At 64.2% G+C, this 26,226-nt stretch carries 20 protein-coding genes; 15 read left to right on the forward strand and 5 right to left on the reverse strand.

Features of this window, described 5'->3' with window-relative positions; all coding sequences use genetic code 11:
- Positions 1–9 precede the first annotated feature (9 nt).
- Together RHP72_RS06840 and RHP72_RS06845 are read right to left on the reverse strand one after the other, a co-directional pair.
- Positions 10–2,445, reverse strand: a complete 2,436-nt coding sequence (locus tag RHP72_RS06840) for a LuxR C-terminal-related transcriptional regulator (protein WP_311094493.1) — start codon at positions 2,443–2,445, stop codon at positions 10–12.
- A gap of 14 nt (positions 2,446–2,459) precedes the next feature.
- Positions 2,460–4,187, reverse strand: coding sequence for an Hsp70 family protein (locus tag RHP72_RS06845; protein WP_311094494.1), 1,728 nt, complete (start codon positions 4,185–4,187; stop codon positions 2,460–2,462).
- Positions 4,188–4,522: 335 nt separating this feature from the next.
- On the opposite strand from RHP72_RS06845, the gene RHP72_RS06850 reads away from it, so the two are divergent.
- The 5 genes from RHP72_RS06850 to RHP72_RS06870 all read left to right on the forward strand — a co-directional run bounded on the left by RHP72_RS06850 (position 4,523) and on the right by RHP72_RS06870 (position 12,649).
- Positions 4,523–6,820 carry an IniB N-terminal domain-containing protein gene (locus RHP72_RS06850; protein ID WP_064688866.1) on the forward strand — a complete coding sequence of 766 codons (2,298 nt, stop codon included), beginning with the start codon at positions 4,523–4,525 and terminating at the stop codon, positions 6,818–6,820.
- 123 nt (positions 6,821–6,943) lie between these two features.
- Positions 6,944–8,812, forward strand: a complete 1,869-nt coding sequence (locus RHP72_RS06855; protein ID WP_064688865.1) for a dynamin family protein — start codon at positions 6,944–6,946, stop codon at positions 8,810–8,812.
- A complete protein-coding gene (locus RHP72_RS06860) occupies positions 8,809–10,293 on the forward strand; it encodes a dynamin family protein (protein WP_042452229.1) in 1,485 nt (494 codons plus the stop codon). Before RHP72_RS06855 ends, RHP72_RS06860 begins: the two co-directional genes overlap by 4 nt.
- Before the next feature lie 104 nt (positions 10,294–10,397).
- On the forward strand, positions 10,398–11,981 hold the full coding sequence (locus tag RHP72_RS06865; RefSeq protein ID WP_311094495.1) for an MFS transporter: 1,584 nt from the start codon (positions 10,398–10,400) through the stop codon (positions 11,979–11,981).
- Positions 11,982–12,004: 23 nt separating this feature from the next.
- The gene (locus RHP72_RS06870; RefSeq protein ID WP_007726694.1) at positions 12,005–12,649 is read left to right on the forward strand and encodes an FMN-dependent NADH-azoreductase; all 645 of its coding nucleotides are present in this window, start codon (positions 12,005–12,007) and stop codon (positions 12,647–12,649) included.
- 19 nt (positions 12,650–12,668) lie between these two features.
- Here the strand turns inward: RHP72_RS06870 and RHP72_RS06875 are convergent, their stop codons facing one another.
- A complete protein-coding gene (locus RHP72_RS06875; protein ID WP_214924348.1) occupies positions 12,669–13,673 on the reverse strand; it encodes a TIGR03617 family F420-dependent LLM class oxidoreductase in 1,005 nt (334 codons plus the stop codon).
- Positions 13,670–14,245, reverse strand: coding sequence for a hypothetical protein (locus RHP72_RS06880; protein ID WP_039972689.1), 576 nt, complete (start codon positions 14,243–14,245; stop codon positions 13,670–13,672). Before RHP72_RS06880 ends, RHP72_RS06875 begins: the two co-directional genes overlap by 4 nt.
- A 262-nt stretch (positions 14,246–14,507) precedes the next feature.
- Here RHP72_RS06880 and dnaK point away from each other — a divergent pair, with 262 nt between their 5' ends.
- The 9 genes from dnaK to RHP72_RS06925 all read left to right on the forward strand — a co-directional run bounded on the left by dnaK (position 14,508) and on the right by RHP72_RS06925 (position 24,836).
- A complete protein-coding gene (gene dnaK, locus RHP72_RS06885; protein WP_003944365.1) occupies positions 14,508–16,361 on the forward strand; it encodes a molecular chaperone DnaK in 1,854 nt (617 codons plus the stop codon).
- On the forward strand, positions 16,358–16,954 hold the full coding sequence (gene grpE / locus RHP72_RS06890; RefSeq protein WP_003944430.1) for a nucleotide exchange factor GrpE: 597 nt from the start codon (positions 16,358–16,360) through the stop codon (positions 16,952–16,954). Before dnaK ends, grpE begins: the two co-directional genes overlap by 4 nt.
- Positions 16,955–16,976: 22 nt before the next feature.
- Positions 16,977–18,149, forward strand: coding sequence for a molecular chaperone DnaJ (gene dnaJ / locus RHP72_RS06895; RefSeq protein WP_003944329.1), 1,173 nt, complete (start codon positions 16,977–16,979; stop codon positions 18,147–18,149).
- Positions 18,146–18,556: a heat shock protein transcriptional repressor HspR gene (locus RHP72_RS06900; RefSeq protein ID WP_003944355.1), complete on the forward strand. Its 411-nt coding sequence runs from the start codon at positions 18,146–18,148 to the stop codon at positions 18,554–18,556. The genes dnaJ and RHP72_RS06900 overlap by 4 nt, the downstream gene beginning before the upstream one ends.
- Before the next feature lie 332 nt (positions 18,557–18,888).
- Positions 18,889–20,103 carry an ABC transporter substrate-binding protein gene (locus tag RHP72_RS06905; protein ID WP_007726702.1) on the forward strand — a complete coding sequence of 405 codons (1,215 nt, stop codon included), beginning with the start codon at positions 18,889–18,891 and terminating at the stop codon, positions 20,101–20,103.
- Positions 20,100–20,957 (forward strand): branched-chain amino acid ABC transporter permease, encoded by an 858-nt coding sequence (locus RHP72_RS06910; RefSeq protein ID WP_311094496.1) that lies wholly within the window; start codon positions 20,100–20,102, stop codon positions 20,955–20,957. The genes RHP72_RS06905 and RHP72_RS06910 overlap by 4 nt, the downstream gene beginning before the upstream one ends.
- A gap of 1 nt (position 20,958) precedes the next feature.
- Positions 20,959–22,809: an ABC transporter permease subunit gene (locus RHP72_RS06915; protein ID WP_311094848.1), complete on the forward strand. Its 1,851-nt coding sequence runs from the start codon at positions 20,959–20,961 to the stop codon at positions 22,807–22,809.
- Entirely contained in the window at positions 22,809–23,528 is a 720-nt protein-coding gene (locus RHP72_RS06920) for an ABC transporter ATP-binding protein (RefSeq protein ID WP_003944438.1), read from the forward strand. Before RHP72_RS06915 ends, RHP72_RS06920 begins: the two co-directional genes overlap by 1 nt.
- A 132-nt stretch (positions 23,529–23,660) precedes the next feature.
- Positions 23,661–24,836 carry an NADH:flavin oxidoreductase gene (locus RHP72_RS06925; protein WP_311094497.1) on the forward strand — a complete coding sequence of 392 codons (1,176 nt, stop codon included), beginning with the start codon at positions 23,661–23,663 and terminating at the stop codon, positions 24,834–24,836.
- Positions 24,837–24,927: 91 nt separating this feature from the next.
- Here the strand turns inward: RHP72_RS06925 and RHP72_RS06930 are convergent, their stop codons facing one another.
- Positions 24,928–25,389: a hypothetical protein gene (locus RHP72_RS06930; protein WP_311094499.1), complete on the reverse strand. Its 462-nt coding sequence runs from the start codon at positions 25,387–25,389 to the stop codon at positions 24,928–24,930.
- Between the two features lie 176 nt (positions 25,390–25,565).
- On the opposite strand from RHP72_RS06930, the gene RHP72_RS06935 reads away from it, so the two are divergent.
- The gene (locus tag RHP72_RS06935; RefSeq protein ID WP_003944425.1) at positions 25,566–26,225 is read left to right on the forward strand and encodes a response regulator transcription factor; all 660 of its coding nucleotides are present in this window, start codon (positions 25,566–25,568) and stop codon (positions 26,223–26,225) included.
- Position 26,226 lies beyond the last annotated feature (1 nt).

Consider the following 26,226-nt stretch of genomic DNA (forward strand, 5'->3'; position numbering starts at 1 on the left):
TGCAGCTAACTACTTGTTCGGCGGTGTCATGCTGCGAAGGATGGTGAGCAGTTCCGAACGAGACTGCGCCGCGACGCGCCGCTTGATCCGTGCGACATGGTGCTCGACGGTTTTAGCGGAGATGTAGAGGCGTTCGCCGATTTCCCGATACGTCAGTCCGACGACGACGAGTTCGGCAACTTCTTGTTCGCGCTCGGTCAACACCGACGGTGGCGCCGCACTTGTGGCGGTATCGGTTGCACTTGTCTCGGCCGTCGACGTTGTGCGTAGCGAGCGCGCAACGTGGAGCAGTGCCGTGGCCGATTTGGTGTCCGGGGTGCGCAGCGCTGCTTCGCCGGCGAGGCGAGCGGCGTCCCACGGGAGTCCGATCCGACTGAGCGTTCGTGCGGCGGCTTCGACACCGTCTGCGTCGACGTTGCCTTGCATCAGTAGGAGCCACTGGCGTCCGGCGATCGCCAAACCGGCTGCGTAAGTGTGAGTTTTGGCTGATTCGGCGAGTGTGTGGGCGTGTGGGAGGAGATCGGCCGGCGACTGCGAGAGGATCGACGCCTGGACGCCGTACCAATGCAGCGGCGACGACCACAGCGGCGGCTCGCCGAGCGCGCGGAGGAGTGAGCGCGCGTCGTCGACGAGATGCTCGACCTGCTCGGTCTCCTCGAGCCGTACTGCCGCAAGCCACAGTTCGCCGATGGGAAGCAGATTGAACAGATCAACGCTGCAGGACGAGAGGGTGCCTGCCGCGCCCGACCAAGCTCGACGCAGCTGGGCGAGATCGCCGGAACGCCGAGCGAGACCCACGATCAGAGCATGCAGAAACAGTGCGTCACGCTCACGGAGGGGGCCGCGGACTACCTCCTGCGGTAGGTCTTCGAGAATCGTGTCCTGCCCGCGGACCATCGCGATCCAGGCGCCGAGAAGGTGAAGTCGCGCCCACGTGTGGCTGCTTGCGTCGTCGGCGGCGATCGCGGACGTGACGACAGCGGCGGCCCGTTCATGGGCGCCGTTGTGCAGGAGTGCGAGAGCTACCAGCGCCGGGGCGGAATCAGGCTGGAATTCAGATGTGTCGGCTCCGCCGGGGAGCGAGAGTGCGCGCGACATCGTGTTGAGCGCACTCGGTGCGCTCCCGGTGACCGATTGCATCAGTCCGTTGGCCAGTGTGGTAGCGCCGACCGTCGAGCTCGACGGTGATCCGGTGTGTCCGGTGAGCGCCGCGTTCGCGTCATCGACCTTGCCGATGCCGAGGAAAGTGATTGCGGCGAAGGGGGATTCGTTTCCGGTGCGCCCTGGCCCCAGCCAGGTGTAGAGATCTGCAGCGGCGCCGAGTTGGCCGCATGCTGCGGACGAAGCTGCGCGGATTCGCACCGCCGCAGCCAATCTCGCGTCGTCGAGATCGGGTGCGGCGATGACGGAATCGGCCAGACGGCAGGCAGTGTCGAGGTCACCACTGCGAGCCGAGACCTGGGCGTACAGCAGCGTGTCGGCCACGCCGAGAGGCTCGATCGAATTCACGCGGCGAAAGAGATCTGCCGCGACCGCCGGCGTGCTCGCCTCGACTGCGTCTCGTAGTACACCCGTGAGATCGCGGTGGCGGATTCCGGAGTCGAAAAGTCTTCGTGCTGTGTCGATATCGAGGGTTCTCGTGTGTGCGCGTGATTCGACGATTCTGATCAGCTCGCTGCGGATACGCCCGGTGCTCGTCGACTCGGCGAGCACGCTCGCGACGAGTGGTGATCGCGAACCGAACAGTCCGGTCGCCAGTGCCCGGTCGAATGCAGCTGTGAGGCTGAACTTCTCCTGTCCCAGATCGAGCTCGAAGGCGTCGATGTCCGGGACGGCGAGTGAAACTTCGAGGATCTCGCGCTCGATCGGATGCAGAGCGGTGACCTGGTGGAGGATGTGTGTGCGTATGGCGTTCGGCATTTCCAGGCGGCCTGCCGAGGCGGCGGCGAAGTACGCTTCGATCGCCCCGAAGGAACCACCGGACAGATGCTCGAGCGCCACCACGGCGCGGTCGTCGAGCGGGACTCTTCGCTCGGCCGCGATCTTCCGAATATCGTTTCGGTTCAACGGGTTCAGATGCAACACGGTGCCGAAACTCGAGATGTTCGAGTAGATCGGTGCGAGTGGTGGATCGATCCGATCGGAGGCTACGACAACTCCGAGGTCGTCACGTTGGACAAGCTCTTTCAGGGCACGGATTTCATCGGAGGTCAGAGCTTGCGCGTCCGCGATCACCACAATCGCGTCGGCGGGGACGTCATGCGTGACTGCGGTGACCACGGGCTTGTCACCCGATTCGATTCGCTTCCGTACAACCCTCGTCACTTGGGGCCGAGCGCTGGCATCGGTCCCGGTGACGAATAGGCGCAGTGGCGATGCAGTCAGGTCGACGTCGCGCAAAAGTCCTGCGATGAAAGACGATTCGGTGCCGTTGTCACGGTTCATCGAAAGACCGCCGGTCAGCGGATCGGTGCGGTGACGCCGCCGACGACACCACCGACCACGTTTCCGACACCACCGACGACGTTACCGAGACCTCCGACCACGCCGCCGACTCCGTTGCCGACACCGTCGACCAGACCGCCGACTCCGTTTCCGATGCCGGTCGCAGCGTCACCGACACCGGTCCCGACGCCGGCTCCAGGCGCGGGTGCGGGTGCGGGTGCCGGGGCGGGAGCAGGTGCGGGCGCCGGGGCGCCGGGTGCGGCAGGCGCAGGCGCCGACGGAGCGGTCTCGCCCGGTGCGGGCGAGGATCCCGCCGGTGCGCCGGCAACCGGAACTGCCCCCGGCGCCGTCGTCGAGCCGCCTGCGGCAGCAGGAGAACCGGGCTGATTGCTTCGAGTGCCGTTGTTCGCAGCCGTGGATCCGGTGCCTGCCGCTTCCGCTGCCGTGGTGCTGCCGGGAGTAGAGCCCGCGGTGGTCGAAGCGGTCGAGGAGGTGGACTCGCTGGTGGTGTTCGCCGAACTGGACGGAACGTTGATCTTGTCCATGGCAGTTCCGATTCCGAGCCCGCCTGCGGCGAGCACGATGAATGCTCCCACCACTGCAGCAACGACGCCGACCCTCGACGAGCGTCGAGTCGCCGTGTTCTCTTCTTCGGTCGGCTCGGCAAGCAACGGAGTGGAGAAGGCGGGAACCGGTGCGGGCTTGCGAGACGGCTCGGCGGGAATCACTGCAGTGGCGGCGGCCGGTACTTGCGAGTCTCTGGCGTCGAGTGCGAGGGCCGCGGCGCCGGACGCCGCGCTCGACGCTGGATCGGCGTCGGCGATCACCGGGACACGAAGCTCCGCCGACAGTAGTTCGGCGACAAGGGGAATGGACGAGCTTCCGCCGGCCAGGACAACCTGATTGACGTCACTGGACTCGACGCCGGCAGATCGCAGGCTTTCGCGAACCAATGCCACCGATTCGATGAGGGCGGGCCGGATCAGATCTTCGAGTTCGGAACGAACGAGTCGAACGTCGCTGACGGCACCGGGAAGCGCCACGCGGGCAACGGTTTCCGTCTCGGTGGAAAGTTCCTCCTTGGCTGCGCGGGCATGCTCGCGCAGAGTTTCCAGCGCTGCAATCGTCTCGGGTGCAAAGGGATCAAGGGTTGCGAACTGGTCGGAAACCGCATCGAGCAGGTGAACGGTGACGAGGTGATCGAATTCGTCGCCGCCGATGTCCTCGCTGCGCAGCGGCTTACCGAATATCTCGCTTCGTCCGTCGGTCGTGGACATCATCGTGACGTCGAGCGAGCGAGCACCGAGGTCGTAGACGACGGTCAGACCGTCGCTGACGACAGTTCCGGAAGCGGCGAGCCACGCCATGACGGCTGCGGGTTCGGCGACGAGAGTCGCCCCGTGAACCCCGGCGTCGTCCAGAGCGGACTCCATGGTGCGTGCTGTGTGGCGGTTCCACCCCACCGGGTGAGCCAGGACGACAGTTGGCCCTTCGTTGCCGCCTGCCTGGTCTACCAGTGCGCCGACAGCCGTCGCCGCGAGAGCCTCGCCGCGGTACTCGGTACCGTCGGCGGAAAGTATCGGAATCGGGTCTCCGACGCGCTCGACAAATCCGGTGATGACGGATCCGTCGTCCAATTGCAGCGCACTGGGTAAGCGGACCTGTTGCGTTTCACCGGTCGAGCCGTCGGTGACAGCTACGAGAGTGGCCGAACCGATGCTGATGCCGAGCCCTGCCGCCATGAACGAACTCCCCTGGTCGTGGGCGACAGAAGGACTGTCGCGGTTGTCTGCGATGTCGGTTTCAGGACCTAGATCGTTACCGGATCGGAGGCGTCGCGACGAAGTAGGGGACCGATCCCCTAATCGGGGCAAATCCCCTATTCCGACCGGGCGTAGCCCAATGGGGGGCTTCCCCACCTGTCCCTGGAGAAGAGGGGGGTGCTCCCCGTTGGCCCCAGTCGCAAAAGTTCTTAGCGTTGATTCCACTCGCTACCTCTGGCAGCGCACCAGTTTCCGGACCACCGGCAACTACCCACCGGCAACAACCCGGTCAACGAACTTCAGGAGAACCCGCCATGGCAACGAACGCCGTACTCGAATTCATCCTCGGGCTACTTCGTGACGACGAGGCAGCTGCCAACTACTGCGCCAACCCGACCGCGGCACTCGATGCTGCCGGTCTGTGCGACGTCAGCCCCGCCGACATCGTCGCGGTCGCTCCGCTGGTCGCCGAGTCCGGACTCTTTGCCGGTGGCGGCGCCGACCTGTCCGCGATCGTCAACGCCGGTGCGTCCGCTGCCGGTGCAATCGGCGGCGGTCTCGGACTCGGCGGTGGTCTCGGTGGTGGACTCGGCGGTGGTCTCGGTGGTGGCCTCGGCGGCAGCCTGGGTCTCGGCGCCGGTGCAGGAATCGGAGTCGGAGGCGCCCTCGGCGGCCAGTTCGACCTGGTCGGCGACTTCGCAGCAGCCCTCAGCGCTGCGCTTGCCATCGGTGGCGAGATCAGTGCCGAACTCGGCGCAGCCTTCGGCGCTGTGATCGAAGCCGGTCTCGGTTTGGGCGGCGCACTCGATCTCGAAGGAGCTCTCGATCTGGGCGCACAGCTCAGCGCGGCTCTGGGCGGCGCCCTCGGTGTGACCGGCGGCCTGACTGCGGAGCTGGGAGCAGCCCTCGACGCCGCGATCGGCGCAGTCGGCGGACTCGACCTGACGGCAGGGCTCAGCGGAGCTCTCGCACCCGTCTTCGCCATCGGTGGTGACCTCGGAGCTGATCTCGGCCTGGCTCTCGGTGGACTCCTCGGCGGCGCAGCAGACCTCAGCGGTCTCCTTGACATCGGCGGCGAACTGGGCGCGAGCCTGACCGGCGCACTGGAATCCGCTCTTGCACTCGGCGGCGGCCTGGATCTCGCCGGCGCTCTGACAGGCGACCTCAGCACGGCATTGTCCGGCGCGCTCTCGGGCGTCCTGGGAGCCGGCGGCACGATCGGCGCCGATCTGGGTGCATCGCTCGGTGGCGTCCTCGGCGCGATCACGGATGTCAGCGTTCTCACCGATATCGCGGGCGGCCTCGATCTCGGTGCTGCCCTGAGTGGCGCCCTCGGCGGAGCACTCGGCGTCGGCGGCGGTCTGGAAACTGCATTGGGCGGCGCACTCGACGCAGCACTGGGTCTCGGCGGCGGACTCGACCTCGACGCCGTACTCGGCGGCGGCGCAGACCTCGGCGCGCAGCTCAGCGCGGCACTCTCCGGCGCCCTCGGTGCCGGGGGAACGGTCGGAGCCGACCTGGGTGGCGCACTCGGTGGACTGCTCGGGGGAGCACTCGACCTCGAAGGTGGTCTCGGCGCAGACCTCGCGGCAGCTCTGGGCGGAGGCGCGAATCTGTCGACGGCCCTCGAGGGTGTTCTCGGTTCGGCACTCGGCGTCGATGCCGGGCTCGCGGGCGGTCTCGGCGGCGCTCTCGACGCAGCGCTGGGCGCAGGCGGACTTACCGGAATCGACCTCGGTGGTGCACTCGGTCTGGGCGGTGAAGCAGGCTTGGCAGCCGGTGTCGCTGCGGCTCTCGACACCGCCCTCGCAGGTGCAGGCGGCTTGGGTGCTGTCGGTTCCGTGGGCACGGACCTGACCGGCGCGCTGGACGGTGCGCTGGGCGCGGGCCTCGGGCTGGGGGGCTCTCTCGACAGCGTTCTCGGTGCCGAAGGTGCACTCGGTGGAGCGCTGGACACGGCACTGAACCTCGGCGGAATCGACACCGGTTCGATCGGTGCCGACTTGCCCTCCGTCGACCTCGGCGCTGTGAACCTCGGCCCGATCTCCGCTGAACTGCCTTCCGTCGACCTCGGAAGCATCGCGGCAGAAGGCCTGAACCTCGGCGGTGTGACCGGCGACCTCGGAGCAACTGTGGGCGGCGCGCTGGACGCAACAGCAGGTCTCGACGCAACAGCAGGTCTCGACGCGGCCACGAACGCTGCGGCCGGTTTGGGTGGGTCGCTCGGCGGCGCACTGAACGGCGTCACCGATCTCGGTGGATCGCTCGGCGGGGCTGTCGGAGCAGTCACCGACGTGACGGGTTCGATCGGTGCCGACGCAGCCGCAGCTGCCGGTGGCACAGTCGACGGCGGCGGTACCGTTGGCGGCGGCGGAGTCGCTGACCTGGGCGGATCCCTCGGTGGAGCAGTGAGCGGAGTGTCCGATCTGACGAGTTCGTTGACCGGTGCGCTGAACCCGTGGTCGTCGATCGATGCGACCGATGCTTTCGGTTCGGGTTCCACTTCGGGTCTGAGCGCCGATACCGAACACTCGCTCTTCGCCGAGGATTCGGTTGCAGCGCCGGTCGATCACATCGACCCGGTAGCGGTTGTCGATCACCTGCATCCCTGATCTGCTGACGCAGGAACTGAAATCGGTCAAAATGACCTGATGTAACAAATCCGGCCCTGCGTGCGCTATGCGTTCGCAGGGCCGGATATTCGAGTCGGGAAGAATTGCGGGTCAACGTAGCTCATGAGTGATTCAGCGAGTCAGGTAAGCAGCCGGAAGGCGCGCGTCGCGTCGTCGACGGCGTCGTTGCTCGAACGAACAGCCGTCGTGGCGAAGGATTTCGGGCGCACGGATCTGGTGCGTCGACTCGAGAACGCTCAGGTGAGGGTCAACGACCCGCGTATTCGCATCGTGGTGGTCGGACCCCTCAAGCAGGGCAAGAGCCAGTTCGTCAATTCTCTGCTCGGCATCGACGTGTGCTCGGTCGGTGACGACGAGACCACGGCCGTGGCGACGGTAGTTCAGTACGCGGAGACCGCGGTCGCCGAACTGATTCTCGCCGATCCGGGTGCGGCGCCCATTCGGGTGCCCCTCCCGCTCGAGGAACTCATGGGGATCACCCCGGCCACGCCTCGCGCCGAAGGGCGTGAGGTTCTGCGTGTGGAAGTGGGTGTTCCCAGTCCGCTGTTGGCCGACGGTTTGGTTCTGATCGACACCCCCGGTGTCGGCGGTCATGGAAATCCTCATGCTGCAGGAACATTGGGATTGATCACTGCGGCCGATGCAGTGTTGGTTCTGTCGGACTCCAGCCAGGAGTTCACCGAACCGGAGCTGGGATTCATCCGCCAGGTCGTCAATCTGTGTCCTGCGGTAGCCGGGCTGATCAGCAAGACCGATCTGTACCCGCACTGGCGGCAGATCTTCGACGCCGATCGCGGACATCTCCAGCGTGCCGGGTTGGATCTGCCGCTCATTCCGATCTCCTCGGTACTGCGCTCGCACGCGCTGAGGCTGGGGGACAAGGAACTCGAAGCGGAATCCGGATTTTTGGACCTCTATCAGTTCTTGCGGGACAACGTCGTTGCGCGTGCCGAATCGAATACTCGACGCGCAGTTGCGATGGATGTGCGTTCTGCGGCAGCGCATCTGACGTTGGAGATGGGCAGTGAGCTTGCGGCGCTGAAGGATCCGTCGACCGCTCAGGCAGCGGTCGCGGGACTGCAGCGTGCCCGGGCAGCGGCCGAGGAACTGCACAAGAAGACCTCACTGTGGCAGCAGAGCCTCGGTGACGGCATCGCAGACCTCGCCGCCGACATCGATCACGACCTCCGGGACCGGTTGCGCCGGGTGACCCGCCAGGCCGAGGAGACGGTCGACGAAGGCGATCCCGGTAAGGACTGGGACGTCGTGGGGGAGTGGCTCGAACAGGAGATCGCCACCGCGATCGGTGACAACTTCGTGTGGGCGCATGATCGCGCACAGTGGCTGGCAGAAGTTGTGGCGCAGCACTTTGCGGAGACCGGTGACGTCGCGCTCCCGCATCTCGACGTCGCCGACACCGACGGTTTCCTGGAACCGGTCGGTGCATTGGCGGACCTCGAATCCGGCCGAATCGGCATCACTCAGAAAGTCCTGGTCGGCATGCGCGGCTCGTACGGCGGCGTGCTCATGTTCGGCTTGATCACCACGATGATGGGCATGGCTCTGGTCAACCCGATCTCCATCGGCGCCGGGGTTCTGCTGGGCACCAAGGCTTATCGTGAAGACAAGCAGGCTCAGGTGCTCAAGCGTCGCGCTGAGGCGAAAGCGGCCATCCGACGGTTTGCCGACGACGTCAGCTTCCAGGTGGGCAAGGAGTCGAAGGACCGCCTGCGCCTGGTGCAGCGGCTGTTGCGGGATCACTTCACCGACATCGCCGAGCAGGCGTTGCGCTCGATCAACGAATCCCTCCGCGCCACTCAGGAAGCCGCGCAGTTGGAATCGAGTGAACATGCCGCTCGGATCAAGCGTCTGGAGACCGACATGCGCGTCGTCGCGGAGCTCGACGCCGTTGCCGGAACGCTGATCGGCGAAACTCCCGCTCCTGCCTCGGCAAAGGTGACCAACGCATGAATGCCACGACCACCGTGACCGCAGTGGAGTCGGCACACGCCCTGATCGACCACGCCAGACGTGCCTACGCCGATCAGCCGCAGACGCGCGCCCAGTTGGAAGAATGTGCGGCCAGGCTCGACGAGCCACTCCGGGTGGCGCTCGCCGGCTCCCTCAAAGCGGGTAAGTCGACGCTGCTCAATTCGCTTGTCGGACAGGATATAGCGCCTACCGACGCGACGGAATGCACACGCGTCGTCACCTGGTATCGGAACGGGACGACGCCGCAGGTGACCGCGACGGCCGAGAACGGTGCCGAGTTCAACGTGCCGGTGACGCGCCGCGACGGCAGGCTCACGTTCGATCTGGGCGAGTACACCGCAGACTCGGTGGACCGCATCGACGTCGACTGGCCGTCTTCGGCATTGGCTCGTACGACGATCATCGACACACCGGGCACCTCGTCGCTCTCGACCGAGGTCTCGGCCCGCACCTGGGACATGCTCGTTCCCGACGGCGAGGCACCGGGCGCGGATGCAGTGGTCTACCTCTTGCGGGCTCTCAACGCCAGTGACATGCAGTTCCTCGGGAAGATCGCGGATCACGTGGGCGGAGAATCCGGGCCACTCGGAGTGATCGGAGTGCTCTCGCGTGCCGATGAGGTCGGCGCAGGCAGGCTCGACGCGTTGTCTTCGGCGAAGGACGTCGCGGCGCGATTCGCCGAGGAGTTGGAGCGAACCGGCCTGTGCCAGTCGGTGGTTCCGGTGGCAGGTCTACTCGCGCTCGCTGCTCGGACGATGAGGCAGAGCGAGTTCGCGGCCTTCTCGGCGCTCGCGCAGGTTCCGGCCGAGGATCTGAGCCTTGCACTGCTCTCCGCGGATCGCTTTGCCAGGCAGGACAGTCCGCTGCCGGTCGATGCGGCGATGCGGGCGCAATTGGCCGATCGGTTCGGGCTCTTCGGAATTCGCCTCGCCGTGACGTCGATCAAGTTGGGGGCGACCGATTCACCGTCCCTGGCGGCCGAATTGTTGGAGCGCAGCGGCCTGGACGAACTGCGTCAGGTGATCGACGTTCAATTCGGGCAGCGGGCAGATCAGCTCAAATCGCACACGGCGCTGGTGACGCTGGGAAGAATCCTCGAAGCCGATCCGAGCGAGGAAGGCGATCAGATCGCGGCGGAGGCGCAACGGTTGCTTGCCGATGTTCACGGCTTTCACGAACTTCGCCTGCTCGGGCGTCTTCGTTCGGTACACACGGATCTGCCACCCGACGACCTGGCACAACTGCAAAGACTGATCGGCGGCTACGGAATCCGGGCAAGTGACCGGTTGGGCTGCGAACCGGAAGAATCGCCGGAGGTGCAGCGTGCGCGGGCCACGGCGGCTGTCCGCAGATGGCGCGAGTTGTCCAGACATCCGCTCTTCGACAGGTTCACCTCGCGCGCCTGCCTGGTCGCCGCCCGCAGCGCCGAGGGCGTCCTGGCTGAAATTGTGCCCGAATAGGGACCCGTTCACTATGCGAGCGCCGGACGAGGGTTCTATCTTGAGTTCGGGATGATCCGGACATAACTCCCAGGTTCGGGTCCCACCTCGATGGGAGCACGCGCATGGCGAGTGACATCAAGTCCGCTTCACCGGATCGAGCCACCCTCGTCCTGGGGACGCTCATCCTGGTCGCTGCGGTCGCGAACCTCAATCTCTCGGTCGCGAATGTCGCTTTGCCCGATATCGGGCGGGCTTTCGACGCCAGTCAGACGCAACTGAACCTGATCGCGGTCGGCTACTCGCTGGGCCTGGCCGGAACGGTGCTCTACCTGGGGGCCTTGGGAGACCGATACGGCCGCAAGATGTTGCTGGTCACCGGCATGGCGCTGTCCATTCCGGCGTCGATCGTGGCGGGATTCGCCGGGAACTTCGAAGTGCTGTTCCTCGCTCGGATAGTCGGAGGCGTCTCGGCAGGTCTGGCGTTCCCGACCACGCTGGCAATCATCACGGCGTTGTGGGCCGGACCGGCACGAACCAAGGCGATTGCCATGTGGTCGGCAATCGGTGGCGCGATTTCAGCACTCGGTCCGATCGTCTCGGGGGCGCTGCTCGAGCAGTTTCACTGGGGTTCGGTCTTCTTCGTCACCCTTCCCTTGGCCCTTGTGGCACTGATCTGTTCCCTGGTGTTGGTTCCCGCTCACGTCAACGAGACGACCGAGCGAGTCGATCACCTCGGCGGCATAGTGTCGATCGTCTTCATCGGGGCGCTGGTGTTGTCCATCAACTTTGCGCCGGTGAAGGGTTCGGGCACGTTGGCTCTGGTGCTCGGGGCGATAGCAGTTGTCGCGGGTATCGGGTTCTTCCTGCAACAGCGACGCGCGGCCAATCCGCTGTTCGATCTTCACGTAGCTGCGCGCCCGACGTTCTGGGTCGCGGCGGTGGGTGGGTTGGTCGTGTTCGGTTCGCTCATGGGCGCGATGTTCATCGGCCAGCAGTTCCTGCAGAACGTCCTCGGGTACTCGACGCTGGCAGCCGGTGCGGCGATCATTCCGGCTGCGCTGGCGATGGTGATCGTCGCGCCGCGCTCGGCGACCATGATCGAAAGGTACGGCGCCCGCGTCACGCTGCTCGCCGGCTACCTGTTCGTGGTTCTCGGGTTGTTCGTCGCGCTGTTCCTGTGGAACGAATGCACACAGTATTGGCAGGTCGCGCTGGCCTATGCGCTTGTCGGCATCGGCGTCGGTCTGGCCGGCACACCGGCATCGCGTTCGCTGACCGGATCCGTTCCCGTGCACCGCGCTGGTATGGCGTCGGGAACCTCGGACCTGCAACGCGACCTGGGCGGCGCCATCATGCAGTCGATTCTCGGCGGAATACTCACGGCCGGGTACGCAAAATCGTTGGGAAATGCGATCTCGTCCTCGCCGAACGCATCCGAAGTGACTCCCGAAACTCAGGCCGCGCTCACCAAATCCTTCTCCAGCGCCGAAGTTCTCGCGGAACGCTACCCGCAATACGCGGACCAAATCATGACCGCCGCCAAAAACGCCTTCCTGGACGGGGATACAAACGCCTACATCGCGGCGATCATCATCGTGTGTGCCGGTGCCGCGGTGGTGACGTTCTTCTATCCGCGTCGCGAGCGCGAACGAGTCCTGCTGGCGCAGTACGCGGCGGAATCCGATCTAGCCGCGGAGAAGAGTTGAGCGCGCTCTGGTAGTGATGAGGGATGCCACAGCTACTTCACATCGATTCGTCCGCCGAACTCCACCACTCGACCTCACGTGATCTGACCGCACTGTTCGCTCAGCAGTGGTCGAAGAACAGTCCGGATCACACGACGGTGACGTTGGACCTGCACCGGGATCCCTTGCCGCACCTCGCGGACGCGGCCCTGCACTATGCACCACGCTTGCGAGTCGAGGGCGAGATTCCGGATCCCGCCGCGGAAGCACTCCAGGCTCGGGTCATCGAGCAACTTACCGCTGCAGACGTCGTCGTGATCGGTGCGCCGATGTACAACTGGTCGATCCCGTCCACGTTGAAGGCGTGGATCGACTACGTACACGTCCTGGGGACTACGGTCCCTTTCGACACGCGTACTCAGCCTCTGGCAGGTAAGCCGGTGGTGATCGTCTCCAGCCGCGGAAACACCTATGCGCCGGGCTCGGGAAACGAGGCCAACGATCACACCGTCCCGCCACTCGTTCAGGTGCTCGGGGTGTCGATGGGAATGGATGTCTCCGTCATCACCGCGGAACTGACTTTGGCGCAACGTATTCCGGCAATGGCACCTCTGATCGAGCAGGGTGACGCGAGCCTGCGTGCTGCCCGGGAATCGTTGACCGAGCTGGCCCGTACCTTGGGGGCCTGATCAAGAAGTTCGACCGGGTTCAGGTGAGAGACGAGATCATCGACGCCACGTCTGACGGTTCTACGTCGTAACCGGGGAAATAGCAGCACACTTCGTCGGCATGTTCGCCGAACCGCCGCCGAATCTCGGTGGCGCACTCTTCGGGAGTGCCGACGACGGCGAGTGTGGTCAGCATCGGATCGGTGATCAGCGACGCCATCTCGGTGTAGCCACCTCGCTTCGACAGGGCATTGAGTTCCGGTTGGACCTCGCCCCACCCTTCGACGTCGAGCACCGGACGGTATGCGGGCGTCGAACCGTAGAACGAGAGCAGGGCTCGGACGCCTCTGGCGGCCGCGGCAAGTTGATCGTCGCCGCGGCCGACGCCGACGATGACCTGCGGGATGATCGTGAATTCGTCTCGGGTGCGGCCGGATTCGCGAAGACCTGCATCGACGGCCGGAAGTGTTCGTTCGAGGAAATGACGTTGCGTGTGGAACGGCATGACCAGTAGTCCGTCGGCCACCTCGGCAGCCGTCCTGGTCATCACCGGTCCGAGCGCACCCATCAGGATGGACGGCGGCCCATAGGGGTTGGGGCCGGGATCGAACGTCGGAGGCATCAACGTGTGGGTGAAGAACTCGCCGCGGAAGTTCAGCGTCGAGGTGTTCTCCCACGCAGTGAAGATCGCCTTGACCGCTGCGACCGTCTCCTTCATGCGGGCCGCCGGACGCGACCACGTTGCGCTGTAGCGTTTTTCGATGTGCGGTTTGATCTGCGATCCGAGACCCAGTCGAAAGTGGCCGCGACTGAGCAACTGCAGGTCGTTGGCCGAATGCGCCAGATGCATGGGACTGCGGGGGAATGCGATGGCGACGTTGGTCATCAGGTCGAGGTCGACGGCCGATGCTGCTTCGACGAGCGGGAAGAACACGTCGTGTGGTCCCTCGAACGTGAACAGGCCACCGGCGCCGGTCTCCGCGAGTTCACGGCTACGAGCAGCGCCCGCGCCCGGCGCGGAGTCCAGTTGTACGTGAACCTTCATCGGCGTCCCCGCAGCCAGGTGCTGACACCGGGAGCGAACGGAGCGATCGCCGCCACCGCGACCAGGGCGCAGTAGAGAATCGGGCCCCATCTCAGAACTCCGGCGCCGATGTCTGCTGCGCCGTCGACCAGAGACATGAAGCCGAGTCCGGCCGCGATGCTCACGACTCCCACGATCGCCGTCATCACCCGCCCGGCGTTCTTGCGTGCGCGGAGGAGTTGAAGGCTCATGAGTGCGAGCAGGACCAGGACGAGAGCGCCGCCGCCGCTGCCCGCGAGTACGACGGTCACGGCATCGGAGATGTCGGTGGACGAGTATCCGGGATTGTCGCGCGCAGTCGATTCTTCGAGAGCCGACCGGACGTCGTCGAGGCTGGTGACTACCACTCCGGCGATTCCGGCCAGGACGACGAACGAGCCGATCCAGGCAGAGGTAGACAATGTCACGGCTTTGGGTGTCTCGTCGCTCGCTGCAGGTCGGAGCGGCCGAACCGAGACGTCGGGTCGCTCGGGTGCCGGGCGTGGAGGTGACGGGCGAGGAGGTCGCGCGGGAGAATTGTCGGGATCGGTCACCGGCCGATCGTAGCCATTCGGAGAGATACGGAAGTGATGTGGCGCACTTTTCCGGCTTTTCGGGGAAGGCGGGAACAAATCTACGTGGGCTGTAGTTGACCATTTCGACAAGCTTGAGCGCCCTCGGCTCAACTTCAAGTTGACTCCCGGCCACGGTCGGAGGCAAACTTGAGCGGAGGACGCTCACCAAGCGAAAAACTCGCGGTCATGTTCGAGATCAACCACTCGGGCAGAGAACCGCAGAACGAAAGGTAGGAACACTATGGCTCGTGCAGTCGGTATCGATCTCGGTACGACCAACTCGGTAGTTGCAGTGCTGGAGGGCGGCGAGCCCGTAGTGGTCGCCAACGCCGAAGGCTCACGTACCACCCCCTCGGTGGTCGCATTTGCCAAGAACGGCGAGGTTCTCGTCGGTCAGCCCGCGAAGAACCAGGCAGTCACGAACGTCGACCGCACCCTCCGCTCCGTCAAGCGCCACATCGGCACTGACTGGAACGTGGAAATCGACGGCAAGAAGTACACGCCGCAGGAAATCAGCGCCCGCACGCTCATGAAGCTCAAGCGTGACGCGGAGGCTTACCTCGGCGAAGACATCACCGACGCCGTCATCACCGTCCCCGCGTACTTCGAGGACGCACAGCGTCAGGCAACCAAGGAAGCCGGCCAGATCGCCGGCCTCAACGTCCTTCGTATCGTCAACGAGCCCACCGCGGCTGCACTGGCATACGGACTCGACAAGGGTGACACCGAGCAGACCATTCTGGTCTTCGACCTCGGTGGCGGCACCTTCGACGTCTCCCTGCTCGAAATTGGCGACGGTGTCGTCGAGGTTCGCGCAACCTCCGGTGACAACCACCTCGGTGGCGACGACTGGGACGAGCGCGTCGTCGCTTGGCTGGTCGACAAGTTCAAGGCTCAGAACGGCATCGATCTGACCAAGGACAAGATGGCCCTGCAGCGTCTGCGTGAGGCTGCGGAGAAGGCGAAGATCGAGCTCTCCAGCTCGCAGAGCACCTCCATCAACCTCCCGTACATCACGGTCGACGCGGACAAGAACCCGCTCTTCCTGGACGAGCAGCTCACCCGCAGCGAGTTCCAGAAGATCACCTCGGACCTGCTCGATCGCACTCGTGCGCCGTTCCAGGCAGTGATCAAGGACAGTGGAATCGCCGTCAAGGACATCGACCATGTCGTGCTCGTCGGTGGCTCCACCCGTATGCCGGCCGTCTCCGATCTGGTTCGTGAACTGACCGGTGGCCGTGAGCCCAACAAGGGCGTCAACCCGGACGAGGTCGTCGCCGTCGGCGCCGCACTCCAGGCCGGTGTGCTCAAGGGTGAGGTCAAGGACGTTCTGCTCCTCGACGTCACGCCGCTTTCCCTCGGCATCGAAACCAAGGGTGGCGTGATGACCAAGCTCATCGAGCGCAACACCACGATCCCCACGAAGCGTTCCGAGACCTTCACCACCGCTGACGACAACCAGCCTTCGGTGCAGATCCAGGTCTTCCAGGGTGAGCGCGAAATCGCTTCGCACAACAAGCTGCTCGGCTCCTTCGAGCTCACCGATCTGCCGCCCGCCCCGCGTGGCGTTCCGCAGATCGAGGTCACCTTCGACATCGACGCCAACGGCATCGTGCACGTGACGGCGAAGGACAAGGGCACCGGCAAGGAAAACACGATCAAGATCCAGGACGGCTCCGGTCTGTCCAAGGAAGAGATCGAGCGCATGGTCAAGGACGCCGAGGCTCACGCCGAGGAAGACAAGGCCCGTCGCGAAGAGGCAGAGGTTCGCAACCAGGCCGAGTCGCTGGTCCACCAGACGGAGAAGTTCGTCAAGGAGCAGCGTGAAGGTGAGAACGCGGGCAAGGTCTCCGAGGAGATCCTGACCAAGGTCGAGGCAGCGGTCAAGGACGTCAACGACGCCCTGGCAGGCACCGACATCGCTGCAGTGAAGACCGCAGTGGAGAAGCTGGGCACCGAGTCGCAGGCTCTGGGCCAGGCCATCTACGAGGCTTCCGCTGCAAACGAGGCCGGAAACACCGACGGCGCAGGCAATGACGACGACGTCGTCGACGCCGAGGTTGTCGACGAGCCCACCGACTCGGACAAGAAGTGACCTCGGACAACCCCGAGAACAACCCGGTCGACCCCGAGACCGGTGCACAGGGAGAGGCGGCGGGGGAATCCCTGCCGCCGCTCGACTCGGAAGACACAGGGGTAGTTCAGGAAGCAGAGTCGATCGTGGAGGAAGCATCCGCCACCGATCAGCTCGCCGAACGGACTGCGGATCTGCAGCGACTTCAGGCGGAGTTCACCAACTACCGTCGTCGCGTCGAGCGTGACAAGCAGGTCATCAAGGAAACCGCGCGGGCTTCGGTCATCACCGAGCTCATCGGAATTCTCGACGACCTGGATCGCGCTCGGGCACACGGTGACCTCGAATCGGGTCCACTGCGTGCACTCGCAGACAAACTCAACACGACCCTGACGGGTCTGGGTTTGACCGACTTCGGCAGCGAGGGTGACGATTTCGATCCCGCACTCCACGAAGCGGTGCAACATGAAGGCGAAGGCCACGACCCCGTACTCGGGACGGTCATGCGCAAGGGATACAAGCTCGGCGACCGGGTCCTTCGGACCGCAATGGTGGCCGTGACGGACCGGGTAGGCGACAAGCCTGCAGACGGTTCAGAACAAGAAGCGAAGTAAGAGTGAGAGGAGGAGACGCCCAGTGAGTCAACGGGAGTGGATCGAGAAGGACTTCTACAAGGAGCTGGGCGTCTCGTCCACCGCGACGGCCGACGAAATCAAGAAGGCGTATCGCAAGCTGGCTCGGGATCTTCATCCCGACGCCAACCCTGACGATGCGAAGGCCGAAGAGCGTTTCAAGTCCGTCAGTGAAGCTCATGCCGTTCTGTCTGATCCGGACAAGCGCAAGGAGTACGACGAGGCTCGGCGCCTCTTTGCCAGCGGCGGCTTCGGCCCCCGCGCGCAGGGCGGCGGCGGATTCAACCCCGGCGCTGGTGGTTTCGACATCAACGACCTGTTCGGCGGCGGGGCCGGTGGGCAGGACTCGGGTCTCGGAGACATCTTCGGCGGATTGTTCAACCGCGGGGGAGCGGGCCAGCGAACAGCTGCGCCCAACCGCCCGCGTCGAGGCAAGGATCTCGAGACCGAGACGACGCTCGCCTTCCGTGAAGCAGCGCTCGGTGTCACCGTCCCTCTTCGTCTGACCAGCCCTACGTCGTGCACCACGTGTCACGGCAGCGGCGCAAAGCCAGGCACCAGCCCGCGAGTGTGCCCACATTGCAACGGAACCGGCGTGGTCAGCCGGAACCAGGGCGCCTTCGGATTCAGTGAGCCGTGTGACGATTGCCGGGGAACCGGCTCGATCATCGACTCGCCGTGTGAAGACTGCCACGGTAGCGGCGTCACCAATCGCACACGGACCATCACGGTTCGCGTGCCTGCCGGTGTGAGTGACGGTCAGAAGATCAGACTCAAGGGCAAGGGCGAAGCGGGACTCCGCGGCGCTCCGGCCGGCGACCTGTTCGTCAACATCCGCGTCAAGCCGGACAGTGTCTTCGGACGCAACGGCGACGACCTGACACTGACGGTTCCGGTGAGCTACGGCGAGCTGGTGCTGGGAACGACACTGTCCGTGCCGACTTTGGAAGGCCGTGTCGGAGTGAAGGTTCCGGCTGGAACGGTGGACGGACGCATTCTGCGAGTTCGCGGACGCGGTATCCCCAAGCGGCCGGACGGTGCCGGTGACCTTCTGGTCACGGTCAAGGTATCCGTTCCGCAGAAGTTGGACGACCCGGCGATCGAAGCGCTGAAAACCTATCTCGAAGCCGAGAAGGCGAGCGGGTTCGATCCACGGGCCGGGTGGGCCGGTGCATGATGACAGAGCGACCGCAGAATCAATGGGATGCGACGGTCGATCCTGACGCTCAGATCTTCGTGATCTCGGTGGCAGCCGAGTTGGCCGGAATGCACGCGCAGACATTGCGTAACTACGACCGACTCGGGTTGGTCACCCCGCATCGAACCACCGGTGGCGGACGACGCTACTCCCCGCGCGATGTTGCGCTTCTTCGTGAAGTACAACGGCTTTCGCAGGACGAGGGAGTCAACCTTGCCGGAATCAAACGAATCATCGAACTGACCAACCAGGTCGAGGCTCTGCAGCATCGCGTCCGCGAATTGGCCGAGGAGATCGCGAAAGTCCATGCGGGCTATCGCCGGGATCTCGTGCCGATTCCGCGCAACAACGCGTTGGTGGTCTGGAAGCCCCGCAACCAGCGATAGTCGGACCTTTACACAAACGGCTCCACGCCCTGTCGGATTCATTTCGTCGAATCCGCCAGGGCGTGGAGCCGTTTCGGCGTTTCCACCCAGCGGGAAGAGATCTGTCGACGCCGCCTCAATGTGCATAGCGTCCGCTTCCATGACTCCACTTTTCAGCGTTTGACGTTATCCAGATCACATTCTATGCTCCATCCCAAGCAACTGCTTGCTAGATCATCAAGCGGGTGCTTGGTTGGTTGGTGCTCGAAATCAGGCACGTCCACCGGCCGATCATTCTTTCGTCAGGTATTCGCCTGACGTTCGGTGCATACATGTGTTCTAGGAGTGCAGACATGAATCGTCGGCCCATTCTTGTTGCGGCAGTTGCCGTGACGGCTCTGGCTCTTGCAGGGTGCAGTGGTTCTTCGGAGTCCGACGGAGGTGCGGACTCGCCCTACCGTGTGCTGCTGACCGGCGGGATCAGTGCACAGGGAGTCCTCGCGGCTAATTCGCAGACCTCGCTGCTCGCCACCAAGGCGGGCGTTCAGGTCCAGAACGAAGCCGGGGGGATCGGTGGCCGTCAGATCGAGCTCACTACGGTGGACGACGCGGGTGACGCAACCATCGCCGTCACCAAGCTGCGCGAAGCCATCAATTCGGGGAACAAGCCTGACCTCTACCTGAACTCGGGTCCGTCGTCGATCGCGGCTGCGGTTCTGCCGATCCTCAAGCAGAACAACATTCTCTCGATGAGCATGGCTCCCTCGCCCGATTCGACGGACCCCTCGAAGTTCCCGCTCAACTTCGATCTGGCTCCGGGTGCGACCGATACCGCTCGCGGAATTTCCGAGTACGCGAAGTCCAAGGGTTACAGCAGCGTCGGAGTCTTGCACGGCAGCACCGCTTACGGTGAGCTGTTCGGCGAAGAAATGACCAGTGCTTTGCAATCCGCAGGTCTGAAGGCCGCCGGTAACGAGGAGTACGACGCCGCCGCTTTGGACATGACGGCGCAGTTGCAGTCGCTCAAGAATTCGGGCGCCGCGGCAATCGCCTTGGATGCGTACGGCGCTCCTCTCGGATACGTGTTGCAAAGCCTCGAGCGACTCGGCTGGGACGTGCCGCTGGTCGGAAACACCTCCGTGTCTGCCACCAACCTGATCGCGAATGATCCGCCGGCCGGTGTGCTCGGCACCCCGCAGGTGAAGAACCTGGTGACGCAGGTGTTCAGCAGCACGGTGTTCGATCCGAACAACGCACTCGTCAACACGATGGTGGACACGATGGCTTCGCTGGGCTCCATCCCGTCGACGCTGATCCTCGCAGACAACTACGACGCATTCCCCCTCGTCGCGGCGGCAGCGGAGAAGGTCGGCAGTTCGACCGATCCGAAGAAGCTCGCCGAAGCACTGGAAACCACTGAGGTCCAGGAGAATGCCAAGACCGCATTCCTCTCGCGCTACAACTTCAGCTCCGACAACCACGGCCCGAACCCGGACACCAGCGAGCTGAAGTTCATCAGCCCGACGAAGATCCTCAACGGTCAGTTCGGAAACCCGGCTGCGTCATGACCATTCTGTGGTCCGGGTTGGCGCTCGGCGCGGTCTACGTGCTGGTTGCCATCGGGTACAACATCGTTTTCGTTTCCTCCAACACATTCAACTTCGCTCAAGCTCAGCTGATGATGGTGGGCACCTTTGTCGCCTACACGGGTCTGGTGACCCTGAAACTCCCCGTTCTCGTGGTGGCCGTCATGGCTACCGTGACCGTGATGCTCCTCGCCTCGGTCGAGGAGATCGTCGCGATCAGACCGGTGGCCGATCACCAGAACCAGTTGGTCACGACGTTGGGTGTCGCAACTCTGCTCAACGGCGCCACTCAATTGATCTGGGGTAGTGAACCTCTCACGGTTCCGTTCTTCGGATCGAACGAACCGATCACCCTGCTCGGCGGCCGTACCTACCCGGTCGAGATCGCTCTGCTGGTTGCGGCGATCGCACTGGTCGTCGGGTTGAGTTACGTCTCGAAGAAAACGATGACGGGTCTGGCTCTGATCGGCATCTCCGAGGATCGTGAAGCGGCGATGCTGCGAGGAGTCAACGTACGACGGTTGGCACTGGGAGCGTTTGCCTTCTCGGGTGCCTTGGCCGGTGTCCTCGGACTCTTCGTCGGCCCCAAGACGTTTGCAGTTGCGACGTTGGGTGCAGCGTTGGCCCTCAAGGGATTCGTGGCGTTGGCGATCGGCGGGTTCGGCTCTCTGCCTGGCGCTGTGATCGGCGGTCTGACCGTCGGCCTGGTGGAATCGTTCACCGCCCTGTGGGCGGGAAGTCAGTACAGCAATATCGCCGTCTTCACGGTGCTGATCGTCATCTTGATGGTCAAACCGGCTGGACTGTTCGGCAATGTCCGAGAACGGGTGGTGTGAGATGGTAAGTGCGTGGCGGACTTTCCGTTCCCTACCGAGCTGGATCATCCCACTCGTCCTGGCCGTGGTGATCCTGCTGCTGCCCGTGATGGGACTCGACCTGTCGGCATCACGTCAGATTCAATTGGCCTGCATCCTGGCACTTGTGGTCAGTGGCCTGAACTTGAGCCTCGGCTTTGCCGGTGAACTGGCACTCGGCCAGGCAGCGATGTACGCGGCCGGTGCCTACACCGCGGGTCTGATGTCCCAGGCAGGTCACACCGACATTCTGCTTCAGCTTGCTGCCTCCGGAGCAGTGGCACTGGCGGTCGGAATCCTGACCGGTGTTCCCGGTCTGCGCCTGGGCAACTGGTCCCTGGCGATGACGTCGTTCTTCCTGGTTCTGCTGGTACCTGACGTACTGGCGATCTTCGGTGGCAAGACCGGCGGCCGAAACGGCCTCACCGGTATGGAGCCGCCGACGTTCTTCGGTTCCGAACTCGACACCCAGCAGTACTACATGGTGGTCGTCGTCGTGACCGTGCTCTGGTTCGCGGTGATGCGTAACCTGGTGGTCTCGCGGCACGGCATCGCGTTCCGCACGCTCAAGCAGTCGCCGGTTCTGGCGTCGTCGCAGGGTGTATCGGTGTTCCGGATGAAGCTGCTCGGTTATGCCATCGGTGCGTTCCCCGCCGGTCTGGCGGGTGCGCTGTTCGCCAACACCGACCTGTTCATCTCGCCGGAAGCCTTCGGGTTCACCTTTGCCACAGCAGTTCTGGCGGCGTCGATCCTCGGCGGTGCGGCAAGTGTGTACGGCGCCGTGGTCGGTGCCGCGATCATGCAGCTCGGTCCCAACCAGTCGACGGCGTTCCAGGAGTATTCGCTGATCTTCTACGGCGGCTTCCTGATCATCGGCGGTGTGCTTCTCTCCGGGGGTTTAACCAAGGTCGGGCGAGCGATCGTCTCGAAACTCGATCGCAAGGCCGGCCTGGGCGTAGTCACCGCAAAGGAAAACAGCGGTGGGACAACGGAACTGGCGCCGATCAACGGAGCACGGTTGGTGGTCGACGGAGTCTCCAAAGCGTTCGGTGGCAACCAGGCGCTCAATGCGGCAACCCTGACCGCAGAGGCCGGTAAGGTCACCGCGTTGATCGGGCCCAACGGTTCGGGTAAGACGACCATGCTCAACATGATCTGCGGCTTCTACACCGCAGATGCGGGCGTGATCACGATCGGTGACACGGTGGTCTCGCAGTCGTCGCCGCACAAGGTGGCGCGCGTGGGTGTGGCGCGCACGTTCCAAACTCCGACGATTCCGGAAAACATCACGGTTCTGAAAGCTGTTGCATCCGGACGTTATTCGGTGCACCGAGCGTCGATGGCGTCGGCTGTGCTTCGCCTGCCCAGCTTCCGCAGGATCGCGAAGGCCGACATCGTCGAGGCCGAGCGTGTCCTCGAACTCGTGGGGATGTCGCACTTGCGCAACGAGATCGCGACGTCGCTGCCCCTGGGGATGCGTCGCATGCTCGAGGTTGCTCGCGCCGTCATCGCCGAACCGAGGGTCGTCCTCTTCGACGAGGTGGCATCCGGACTCGACGAGGACGAACTCGAACGCCTGGCAGATCTGATCCGGGTACTGCGAGATGCCGGGGCGACAGTGGTGTTGGTGGAGCACAACTTCCGCCTCGTCCTCTCGCTGGCCGACGAGATAGTCGTGCTGGCGCAAGGGCAGGTGATCGCCACCGGCGATGCGGCAACCATCGAACATCACCCACGCGTCTTGAGCGAGTACCTCGGAGTCAAGTCCGGTGACGAAGAAGCACTTCTCGAAGAAATCGGCGCGGTAGACCATCAGACCAGTGAGGTGAAGTGATGGAACCGATTCTGAAGGTCCGAAACTTGCAGACCGGGTACGGCGATCTGCGCGTCGTCTGGGATGTCTCGTTCGACGTCTATCCCGGTCAGGTGACCGCCCTGCTCGGACGCAACGGCGCAGGCAAGACGAGCACGCTCCGTGCCCTGTCCGGCCTCAACAAGGTGGCCTCCGGAACCGTCGAGATGGACGGTGCCGACATCACCGGAGTCCCCGCGCACAAACGGGTACGACAGGGGATGGCGTACGTGCAGGAGGGCAAGCGGGTCTTCCACAAGCAGACCGTCGAGCAGAACCTCCTGCTGGGCGGGTACACCCGCAAGGCAAAGCGCGGCGAGCTTATGGAATCCGTCGAATCGATGTACGAGATGTTTCCGATCCTGGGGGAGAAGCGTTCGCTTCCCGCCGGTTCCATGTCGGGCGGTCAGCAGCAGATGCTCGCGATCGGCGCAGCGCTGATGGCGCAGCCGAGGTTGCTCCTTCTCGACGAACCTTCGGGCGGTCTCGCTCCCGTGATCGTCGGTGAGGTGATGGACCGCGTCCAACAACTCAAGGAAACCGGCCTGGCTGTTCTACTGGTCGAGCAGGCAGTCGAGGCCGCGATGAGCGTCGCCGATCATGTCACGGTCCTCGACATCGGCAAGGTGGTTCTCGACGCCGATGCCAAGGACATCGACGACCTGGCAGTGCTCAAGGATGCGTATTTCGGACGCGTCTGAACTGCAATGACGGCTTCAGCCCGGCCACCTCGGCCGGGCTGAAGCCGTTTCCCGCTCCGTGGCACGGGCCCTAGCCGGCTCGGGGCCATCGATCTACCGTCCTGTAAACAACTCCCGCGAGAGGCAAACTCGATGACCACTGCTCCCGACGTGCTCGCCCCGGCAAAGCTCGGCCCGGTGACCCTTCGAAATCGAATCATCAAGTCCGCGACATTCGAAGGCAAAACTCCCGACGCCCTGGTCACCGACGAGCTGATCGAGTTCCATCGTCGCCCAGCCGCCGGCGGAGTCGGGATGTCCACCGTCGCGTATTGCGCCGTCGCACCGGAAGGGCGCACCGAATACGGCCAGCTCTGGATGCGGCCCGATGCCCTCCCCGGGCTTCGGCGGCTCACCGATGCAATTCACGCCGAAGGTGCTGCTGCGTCGGCGCAGCTCGGCCATGCCGGTCCCGTGGCGAATCAGAAGTCGACCGGACTGCCCGCGCTGGCACCGTCGAGTTCGTTCAATCCGTTGAGCATGAGGATGATTCGCACTGCCACGACAGCGGACATCACCAGAATTGCGGCCGCGCACGGGAGCGCTGCGCGACTTGCCGTCGAGGCAGGATTCGACGCCGTCGAGATCCACTTCGGTCACAACTATTTCGCGAGCTCGTTCCTGAGCCCGAAACTCAACCGTCGTAAGGACTCCTACGGCGGATCGCTGGAGAACCGGGCTCGCGTCGTACTCGAAACTGCACGCAGTGTGCGCGATGCCGTCGGTGACAAGGTCGCGATCTTGGCCAAGCTGAACATGGACGACGGTGTGCCAGGCGGATTCTGGGTGGACGAAGCAATCCAGGTGGCGCAGTGGCTCGAAGCATCCGCAAGCGTCGACGCGCTCGAGTTGACGATGGGCAGTTCACTGCTCAACCCGATGTACCTGTTCAAGGGCGATGCGCCGATCCGCGAGTTCGCCGCCGCGATGCCGCAACCTGTTCGACTCGGTGTGCAGTTGGTGGGTAAGAGCATGTTGCATACCTATCCGTACAAGCCGTTGTTCATGCTGGAAGAGGCTCGGCAGATTCGTGCTGCGGTGAAGTTGCCGCTCGTGCTGCTCGGAGGTGTCACGGACAAAGCGGGCATGGATACCGCAATGGCGGAAGGGTTCGAGTTCGTCGCCATGGCACGGGCGCTGCTCAGAGAACCGGATCTGATCAATCGGATCGCGGCCGAATCCGATACCCAATCACTGTGCATCCACTGCAACAAGTGCATGCCCACGATCTTCAGTGGCGCCCGCTGCGTGTTGGTCGAACGCGTCTGAGCTGGTCAGCGCACACCACGTCCCGACATCCATGCGGATACCGGGTCGTGGGCCGTAGCGGATCAAGTTCGTGGTCGCATCAACGCTTGGTTCAGTTCTGCGTGAAGACGTCGAAGGAGGCGTTCATCGTGGGGTAGCCGGTGGCCATGTAGTCGGTGAGGATGACGTGCGTCGGGTCGCCGATGATGCGAGTCCCGTCGAGGGTGGGGTTGCCGGCGTAGTTGTTGGCAGCCATGACCGTCTGGACGCCGTCGGCGACGTTGTAGGTGACGTCGACACCGATACCGCGGGGATCGCTGCTGTAGGCGGTGACGATCTCGGTGGTGTGCGGGGCCAGGTAGGAGCGGGGGCCGTTGATCCACTGTCCGTAGGGGTTGGACGCGCTGTCCAGCAGCATCGGGTTGTCGGTGTTGTTGGTGATGGTCATGGCAACCGTCGGGCCGTCGGTGGGCATGGTGCCGGCGTTGGCGATCGCTGCGGTTCCCAGTGCGGTTCCGCCGACAGCGAGGGCGATTGCGGTGACTGCTACGAAGCGAGTGGTGTTGGTACGCATGATGTCTGCTCCTGGGATGGTGTGTGGTTGCCGTTCTCGGCGATGAATCAATCTTGTCGCGAATGAGTGCTGCAGTATGTCCGCCGACGGGGCCGTGGCGGGGTTGAATCTCTTGTCCCCCGATCGGGGGAGGCGTAAGTGCTCGCATTGCTGGTACGGGCGTGAGAAAGTGAGCAATGCGCGAAGGCACGAAGCCGCTGGCCGGCAAGGTTTCCGTGGTGGTCGGCGACGATCACCCACTGTTCCGTGAGGGCGTGGTTCGGGCTCTGACCGGCAGTGACAGCATCGACGTCCTGGGCGAGGCCGACGACGGCGCAGCAGCGCTCGCAATGATCCGCGAACTACGCCCGCAGGTCGCGCTGCTCGACTTCCGGATGCCGCACCTGGATGGAACTCAGGTCGCCGCCGCAGTCGTTCGAGACGAGCTTCCGACGCGTGTGCTTCTGCTCAGCGCTCACGACGAATCGTCTGTCGTGTACCAGGCCCTGCAAGCCGGTGCTGCCGGATTCCTGCCGAAGGAATCCACTCGCGCCGAGATCGTGAGCGCCGTGCTCGACTGTGCTGCGGGACGAGATGTGTTGCCGCCCAGTATCGCCGCCGGATTGGTAGGAGAGGTTCGGCGTCGTAGTGAACCGTCCGGTCCGACGCTCAGCGCGCGCGAACGTGAGGTTCTCGGATTGATCGCGCAGGGCGCCAGCATCCCGGTCATCGCCTCACAACTCTTTCTTGCGCCCTCCACCGTCAAAACCCACGTGCAGCGCCTCTACGAGAAACTCGGAGTCAACGATCGAGGCGCCGCCGTCGCCGCTGCAATGCGGCAGGGATTGTTGGAGTGAG

Source organism: Rhodococcus sp. SG20037, from assembly GCF_031763325.1.
GTDB classification, from domain to species: domain Bacteria; phylum Actinomycetota; class Actinomycetes; order Mycobacteriales; family Mycobacteriaceae; genus Rhodococcus_F; species Rhodococcus_F qingshengii.

What these genes read in the sequence shown, in the direction of transcription:
- RHP72_RS06840 (WP_311094493.1), bottom strand. Translation starts at nt 2,445, where the DNA reads ATGAACCGTGACAACGGCACCGAATCGTCTTTCATCGCAGGACTTTTG.
- RHP72_RS06845 (WP_311094494.1), bottom strand. Translation starts at nt 4,187, where the DNA reads ATGGCGGCAGGGCTCGGCATCAGCATCGGTTCGGCCACTCTCGTAGCT.
- RHP72_RS06850 (WP_064688866.1), top strand. Translation starts at nt 4,523, where the DNA reads ATGGCAACGAACGCCGTACTCGAATTCATCCTCGGGCTACTTCGTGAC.
- RHP72_RS06855 (WP_064688865.1), top strand. Translation starts at nt 6,944, where the DNA reads ATGAGTGATTCAGCGAGTCAGGTAAGCAGCCGGAAGGCGCGCGTCGCG.
- RHP72_RS06860 (WP_042452229.1), top strand. Translation starts at nt 8,809, where the DNA reads ATGAATGCCACGACCACCGTGACCGCAGTGGAGTCGGCACACGCCCTG.
- RHP72_RS06865 (WP_311094495.1), top strand. Translation starts at nt 10,398, where the DNA reads ATGGCGAGTGACATCAAGTCCGCTTCACCGGATCGAGCCACCCTCGTC.
- RHP72_RS06870 (WP_007726694.1), top strand. Translation starts at nt 12,005, where the DNA reads ATGCCACAGCTACTTCACATCGATTCGTCCGCCGAACTCCACCACTCG.
- RHP72_RS06875 (WP_214924348.1), bottom strand. Translation starts at nt 13,673, where the DNA reads ATGAAGGTTCACGTACAACTGGACTCCGCGCCGGGCGCGGGCGCTGCT.
- dnaK (WP_003944365.1), top strand. Translation starts at nt 14,508, where the DNA reads ATGGCTCGTGCAGTCGGTATCGATCTCGGTACGACCAACTCGGTAGTT.
- RHP72_RS06900 (WP_003944355.1), top strand. Translation starts at nt 18,146, where the DNA reads ATGATGACAGAGCGACCGCAGAATCAATGGGATGCGACGGTCGATCCT.
- RHP72_RS06905 (WP_007726702.1), top strand. Translation starts at nt 18,889, where the DNA reads ATGAATCGTCGGCCCATTCTTGTTGCGGCAGTTGCCGTGACGGCTCTG.
- RHP72_RS06910 (WP_311094496.1), top strand. Translation starts at nt 20,100, where the DNA reads ATGACCATTCTGTGGTCCGGGTTGGCGCTCGGCGCGGTCTACGTGCTG.
- RHP72_RS06915 (WP_311094848.1), top strand. Translation starts at nt 20,959, where the DNA reads ATGGTAAGTGCGTGGCGGACTTTCCGTTCCCTACCGAGCTGGATCATC.
- RHP72_RS06920 (WP_003944438.1), top strand. Translation starts at nt 22,809, where the DNA reads ATGGAACCGATTCTGAAGGTCCGAAACTTGCAGACCGGGTACGGCGAT.
- RHP72_RS06925 (WP_311094497.1), top strand. Translation starts at nt 23,661, where the DNA reads ATGACCACTGCTCCCGACGTGCTCGCCCCGGCAAAGCTCGGCCCGGTG.
- RHP72_RS06930 (WP_311094499.1), bottom strand. Translation starts at nt 25,389, where the DNA reads ATGCGTACCAACACCACTCGCTTCGTAGCAGTCACCGCAATCGCCCTC.
- RHP72_RS06935 (WP_003944425.1), top strand. Translation starts at nt 25,566, where the DNA reads ATGCGCGAAGGCACGAAGCCGCTGGCCGGCAAGGTTTCCGTGGTGGTC.